Here is a 6,000-nt window from a genome sequence, read left to right as displayed (position 1 = left end):
CCCGTGACGGCGCCCGACGGCACCCGCTGGCAGCAGGCCAAAGCGGCCGAAGCCCAGCCGCGCGGCCAGTGGTGGCTGGCCTTCGACGACGCGGCGCTGACCGCGCTGATCGCCGAAGCGACCACGAACAATAACAACCTGGCCGAGGCCGCCGCCCGTTTGAAGCAGGCGCGCGCCATCGCCGGTATCGCCGAGGCGGACCGGATTCCGCAAGTGGGCGTCAACGTCGGCGCATCCCGCAACCAGGCTTCGCCGCTGTCGCTGGGCCTGCCGGCCGGCACGCCGGTGCATCCGCAGACGATCTACCAGGCCAATTTGACGGCCAGCTACGAAGTCGACCTGTTCGGCCGCGTCTCGTCCAACGTCAGCGCGGCCAAGTCGGACGCGGCCGGCAGCGAAGCGACCTTCCGCTCGGTGCTGCTGTCCTTGCAGGCCGACGTCGCGCAGACCTATTTCCGGCTGCGTGAAACGGACGCCGAACTGGCCACGCTCAACGAAACGGTGCGTCTGCGCGAGCAGAGCGTGCATGTGACGCAGCGCCGCTACGACCTCGGCGACATCGGCGAGTTCGATCTGTCGCGGGCCAAGACGGAACTGTCGACGGCGCGCGCCGAAGCCATCGCCCTGCAGCAGCAGCGCACGACCAACGAGCACGCGATGGCGGTCTTGCTCGGTAAACCGGCGTCGAACTTCACGGCCAGCGCCAGTCCGCTCAACGACATCGCCTCGCTACCGCAAATCCCGGCCGGCCTGCCGTCGACGCTGCTGCAACGGCGGCCCGACATCGCCATCGCGCAACGGGCGATGGAAGCGTCGAACGCGCGCATCGGCGTGGCGCGGGCGGCGATGTTCCCGGCGCTGAACATCAGCGCGGCGGCGGGCGGCGAGGGCGGCAGCTTCGCCGACGTGTTCAAGTGGAGCAGCCGCTCCTGGGTGTTGGGCGCGCTGATGTCCATGCCCATCATCGACGGCGGCCGCAACAAGAACAACGTCAAGCGCAGCGAAGCGGTGCTGGAAGAATCGGTGGCCAGTTATCGCCAGCACGTGCTGGTGGCGTTCTCGGAAGTCGAGGACAACCTGGCCGGCTTGCGGATTTTGGCCGGACAGGCCCAGCAGACCGACGAGGCCGTGGTCTCGGCCCGTCGGTCGGCGCAGCTGGCGCAGTTGCTGTACGACGCAGGCCGCACCAGCTATCTCGACCTGCTCGAAGCGCAGCGCAACCTGACCACCGTCGAGCGCAGCGCCGTGCAGTTGCGCGGCAGCCGCGCCGTCACCACGGTGGCGCTGATCCGCTCGCTGGGCGGCGGCTGGGATGCGACGGCGCCGGTGGCCGACGCCAAGCCGGTCGGCAGCGTCAGCACCGCTGGCCGTTAAGCCGGGCGGGGTGGAGGGTCTCGGCAAGCCGGTGGCGTTGTTGCAACCAACGGCGCAAGCTATCCAGTCGTGCCGGGTCCGGGGAAGCGCTGCTTTGCGGACGGCGGCGCGCCTCGCTCATTCGAGTGGGCCGGCACGCCGGCATTCCCGTCCGGCATCGTCTTCGACACGTACAAGGTCGCCGGGCTTGGCGCCGGCTTCAAGCGTCGGCGTCGCAGATCCGGTCGCGCCCCGCGGCCTTGGCCCGGTAGAGGCGGCGGTCGATGCGGTCCAGGAAGACGTCCGGGGCGTCATGGGCGCCGGGCAGCATGGTGCCGACGCCCATGCTGACGGTGACCAGGCGGCCGACGTCGGAGCGGGCGTGCGGCAGTTCCTTCTGCTTGAGCATCTTGCGGCAGCGTTCGGCCACGTTGCACGCGGCGGCCTCGTCCGTGGCCGGCAGCAGCAGCACGAATTCCTCGCCGCCCAGGCGCGCGCACAGGTCGCGCGAACGGGACGCGCCCGTGTCCAGGGCCTGGGCCACGCGGCGCAGGCACTCGTCGCCCCGCACGTGGCCGTAATGGTCGTTGTACTGTTTGAAGTAATCGATGTCGATCACCACCAGCGACAACGGCTCGCCGGTGGCGCGCGCCTTGGCCCATTCGACCGGATACAGGGTATCGAACATGCGGCGGTTGGCCACGCCGGTCAGGCTGTCGCGGTAGGACAGCACCTCCAGTTCGCGCTGCAGTTGCAAAATCTTGTCTTCGGCCTGCTTGCGCCCGGTGATATCGAACATAAACCCCACCAGCGCCTCGACGCTGCCATCGTCGCGCCGCAGCACGTGCACCACGTCGCGTATCCACACATGGTCGCCGTCGGCCGTCAGCGCGCGGTAGTCGGCCTCGTGGTCGACGCCCTTCTGCGATTGCGAGACGCAAAACTCGACCGTCTTCTGGCGGTCATCCTCATGGATGCGGTCGGCCCAGTCGTTCACCGTCAGCCAGCTCGACGGGCTCCAGCCGAGCAGCGCCTCGATCTGCGGGCCGATGTAGGTGAACTGCATCGTGGCCCAGTCGATCCGCCAGGGAATCGCGCGGGTCGATTCGAGCAAGGTGCGGTAAACGCCGGCTTCGGTGCCGGCGGCGGAGTCAGATTCGAGTCGCGGAGAAGTCATGTATCGGGAGAATATGGGAGAGTGGGCGGGGACGGCGGTATTGTGCACTACAAGCACCGGTGGCGGTCAAACAATGTTGCAGGAATCGCCATAACAGTTATGGCGATTCCCGCGATAGCCTGCCGCGTCGCGCAACTGGCCGGACATGCCACCCCGGATACCTTGCCCTGACAAGGAATGGTACGTCGGAATTTAAATGCGCGTCCGGATCGCCGCCGATACCGACCACCGGAATACAGTGACAGCAGCGCGCCGTACAAACCCACTTTGTAGCCGAAGGCGCAATATAGCGCGGGCGGCGTCACCGCCATCGCGCCGACCAACTCGGCGATGCCTTCGTAGCCGCGCTCCCAGAACAGTGCCAGCGCCTGCTTCAACTCTTCCTGTTTGTCAAAGGTGCGGGGCCGGCCGCGCGGTCGAGAAGCAAGCACCTCTATTTTCGTAGCCATCATTATTTAATTGTTGCGCAGCTGCTTGTGATTGCTTATGATAGCGATCACTAGTTAATTAAATAAGAGAAAAAAGCGCGCTTGAAACCTTGCGTTCGTTAGCGATCAATTTCCACTGCATGAGGCGAGTGTGCGCCGCGGCGCCAACAACGGTTCTTCATGGCGGCGGCAATCCTGCCTCCGCCCCATCCACTAAGGAATACATCATGAGCAAAACATTTCTGAGCATCGGTTCCGGCCCCGGCATCGGTCTGGCGACCGCCCGTCGGTTCGCGGCCGAGGGCTACGACATCGTGTTGTCGTCGCGCAATCCGGCGGCCTTGCAGCAGCATGCCGAGGCCTTGCGCGCCACCGGCGTCGGCGTGACCATCAAGCAAGTCGATACCAGTAATGCGCAGCAAGTGGCCGCGCTGGCCGGCGCGATTTCGGACGGCGGCGAATTGGTCCTGCACTACAACACCGCCGTGCTGGTCTTCCAGCCCGACGGCATCCTGGTGCCGCAGCCGATTGAGACACAGTCGACAGAGATGCTGACGTCCACGATGCAGATCAACCTGTCGAGCGCGTTGGTGGCGATACAGTCCGCGCTGCCGGGCATGAAGCGCCACGGTAAGGGTTCGATCCTGATCACCGGCGGCGGCGTCGCCCTGCGTCCGCGTGCCGATCAGCTGACCCTGAGCGTCTCCAAGGCCGGTCTGCGGTCCATGACGCAAGCGCTGTTCGAACCACTCAGCGCCGACAACATCCATATCGCCACCGTCACCGTCAACCAGCTGATCGGCGCCGATTCACAGGACTCACGCGATATCGCCGAGTTGTTCTGGAAGCTGCACGCCCAGGCCAAAACCGACTGGACCTGGGAAGAGTGGTTCGGCGCACGCATCGCACCGGCGACGAATTAAGCCATACCCGGCGGCCCAAGGAAAAGCACCCTCGGGCCGCGCGAAATGAGACAGCGGCAGCGCGCACACATCGGCGCCCGCGCTTGGATCTCCTCACCGCCATTCAGCTCTCGTCGAACGTGCTGGGTCATGGGAACGCTGGCATGGCGATATCGCGAACCGGTCAGCCACCGATACTGCAAGCAGATTGCATCGGTAGCTGTGGACCGGCTCAATGCCCTCGCCATCTAAGCTTGTTGCTTGGTAGCCTGTTCAAGCAATCGCTGAATGAATACAGCATGGTTGAAGCTTGGCACCCGATGGCTGCCATGTTCACGGTCGAGCAAATAGGCGGCATACAAGTCGCCTAATTCCAGCGCGCCGGTCTGGATAGCGGACGGCGGTAGCCAAACGTACGACGCCGGCACCGGCATTGCCAGCAAACCACCGTTGCCATCGTTGGCGCCACTGACCTGGTAATGCTCATCGGCACCGCCGAACGCGGACACGTTGGTAATCCGCAGGTCACCGTCATGCCCGGTAATATCGATTTGCACGCCCGATCCGTTGCGCTTGCCGCCCTCGATATGGACAGTGAAAACAGCCCCGTTCTCCAGGGTGCCGGTCAACATCATTTGATCGGGCGCGGTCGACGGCAACACCTCACCGGTGTCGGTGATTGTCACCTGCGGGAACTGGTTGAGGGTCACCGCGGAGTACCTTAGGGGCCGTCCGACCAGCGAGAACAGCGGTCCCATGAAGTGCGCGCCAAAGATCGAGACGGAGCTCATGAAGTTTTCGGCGGGAGTGCTCCAACGGATAGAGGGCTGCCGCTCGGGGCCGAAAGCGCTGACACTGACATGCATGCGCACCGAACGCATCTTGCCGATGAAGCCCTGCGCGATTTGATCCTTGGCGTAACGCAGCGCCGGTGCGAATTCGCGCTGCAGGCCGATGATGGTACGCACGCCGGCCTCGTCGGCCAAGCGCAGTAATTCCTGGGATGTGGCCGAGTTGGGTGTCAACGGCCATTCGCAGTAGACGTCCTTGCCGGCGGCGATCGCGGCGCGCACCGCTTCCTCATGCTGTTGCGCCGTGGTCAGCACCAGCACCAGGTCGACCTCAGGATGGTTCACCAGCTCATCAAGCGATCCCGCCACGTGTTTGATGCCGTATTCGGTGGCGGCCGACCGCGCGGCCTCCTTGCGCCGGCTATAGACCGCGCTCAACTCATATTCGGGCAGCAGGCCAAGGACGCGCAAGTGGCCGAAACGGGCCCAGTTTCCGACACCAACGAGGCCTACGCGGATTTTCAGGGCGCCACTCATACGATTTCCCGTCCGGTGCCAACGTCGAACGCCAGGGTCAATTCCGGGAAGAAGTTAGTCAGGAGGTTGGCCATATAGGTCCGCAGGTTCGGCAGGGAGCGCGCATGGGCGGTGATCTCTGGATGCATCGGGCTAAGCTGGAACATGATCACGGTCATGCCGAACACTGCCGCATCGAAGGAGGTCGGCTCGTCGGTGCCCAGCAGGTAGCGATGCGCGCCAAGTATTTCCGCCACCGCGTCGAGGTCCCTGTTGGCCTTCTCGATGACCTCCTGCGGTGAGTAGCGGCTGATACCCTGCAGGTAGGTGCGGTTGACGAAATCATCGCGCAAGCCCTGCAGGGAACCCGCCATCGCGCCGAACTGCTGCTCGAAGAACCATGCGGTGCCGGCCGGATCGAAGAATTCGTAGTACAGGATAATCCAGTACAGGTGATCTTCAAGCGCGCGTTGCACCATTAGTCCAATCGCCCGCTGCTGCGCGGTCAGATGAGCGTCGGGGTCCGGATACAGCGCTTTCAGATGGTCGATGATCAGGGCGGAATCCGCCAGGCGCACGCCGTCGGCGGAGAGGAATGGTACCTTCACGCGCGGTGCTCCCGCCAGCCCGTTTTCCGCCACGTCCTGGTGCGCGATGCCCTGGAACCGGAGATAGGCTTTCAGCTTGGCCGAGAACGGCGACAGGGTCGGCACCAGCTTCGCCACCTCAGGATTGGCGATGCCGAGCAGGTGCAGTTTCAGTCCGGCGGGCGCGGCGCCATCAAATTCATGGTACGGGTTTTGGTAAACAGGCATGGTATGCATGGCGAATTT

6 protein-coding genes are annotated in these 6,000 nt (G+C 64.4%); 2 read left to right on the top strand and 4 right to left on the bottom strand.

Going from position 1 to position 6,000, the window contains the following annotated elements; genetic code table 11:
• Window positions 1-1,374: efflux transporter outer membrane subunit (locus tag Q0S71_RS16370; RefSeq protein WP_295997942.1), on the top strand; the 1,374-nt coding region annotated here is incomplete at its 5' end.
• Window positions 1,375-1,573: 199 nt separating this feature from the next.
• Here the strand turns inward: Q0S71_RS16370 and Q0S71_RS16365 are convergent.
• Both Q0S71_RS16365 and Q0S71_RS16360 read right to left on the bottom strand, forming a co-directional pair.
• Window positions 1,574-2,530: a sensor domain-containing diguanylate cyclase gene (locus Q0S71_RS16365; RefSeq protein WP_295997939.1), complete on the bottom strand. Its 957-nt coding sequence runs from the start codon at window positions 2,528-2,530 to the stop codon at window positions 1,574-1,576.
• A 47-nt stretch (window positions 2,531-2,577) separates the two neighbouring features.
• Window positions 2,578-2,982 carry a TetR family transcriptional regulator gene (locus tag Q0S71_RS16360; RefSeq protein ID WP_295997936.1) on the bottom strand — a complete coding sequence of 135 codons (405 nt, stop codon included), beginning with the start codon at window positions 2,980-2,982 and terminating at the stop codon, window positions 2,578-2,580.
• Window positions 2,983-3,185: 203 nt separating this feature from the next.
• Between Q0S71_RS16360 and Q0S71_RS16355 the strand changes: the two genes are divergently transcribed.
• Window positions 3,186-3,881 (top strand): SDR family oxidoreductase, encoded by a 696-nt coding sequence (locus Q0S71_RS16355; RefSeq protein ID WP_295997933.1) that lies wholly within the window; start codon window positions 3,186-3,188, stop codon window positions 3,879-3,881.
• A 227-nt stretch (window positions 3,882-4,108) separates the two neighbouring features.
• On the opposite strand, the gene Q0S71_RS16350 is transcribed toward Q0S71_RS16355, so the two are convergent.
• Complete coding sequence (locus Q0S71_RS16350) at window positions 4,109-5,188, bottom strand: Gfo/Idh/MocA family oxidoreductase (RefSeq protein ID WP_295997932.1); 1,080 nt, start codon at window positions 5,186-5,188, stop codon at window positions 4,109-4,111.
• Complete coding sequence (locus Q0S71_RS16345) at window positions 5,185-5,991, bottom strand: glutathione S-transferase family protein (protein ID WP_295997930.1); 807 nt, start codon at window positions 5,989-5,991, stop codon at window positions 5,185-5,187. Before Q0S71_RS16345 ends, Q0S71_RS16350 begins: the two co-directional genes overlap by 4 nt.
• Between the last annotated feature and the right edge of the window lie 9 nt (window positions 5,992-6,000).

This window comes from Rugamonas sp. (assembly GCF_025354735.1).
GTDB lineage: Bacteria > Pseudomonadota > Gammaproteobacteria > Burkholderiales > Burkholderiaceae_D > Rugamonas.
The sequence above is the reverse complement of the archived record's forward strand: the minus strand, read 5'-3'. Positions and strand labels throughout refer to the sequence as shown.

Bases quoted from the DNA above. Each gene is read 5' to 3' on its own strand.
- Q0S71_RS16355 (WP_295997933.1), top strand. From the start codon at position 3,186: ATGAGCAAAACATTTCTGAGCATCGGTTCCGGCCCCGGCATCGGTCTG.
- Q0S71_RS16345 (WP_295997930.1), bottom strand. From the start codon at position 5,991: ATGCATACCATGCCTGTTTACCAAAACCCGTACCATGAATTTGATGGC.
- Q0S71_RS16360 (WP_295997936.1), bottom strand. From the start codon at position 2,982: ATGATGGCTACGAAAATAGAGGTGCTTGCTTCTCGACCGCGCGGCCGG.
- Q0S71_RS16365 (WP_295997939.1), bottom strand. From the start codon at position 2,530: ATGACTTCTCCGCGACTCGAATCTGACTCCGCCGCCGGCACCGAAGCC.
- Q0S71_RS16350 (WP_295997932.1), bottom strand. From the start codon at position 5,188: ATGAGTGGCGCCCTGAAAATCCGCGTAGGCCTCGTTGGTGTCGGAAAC.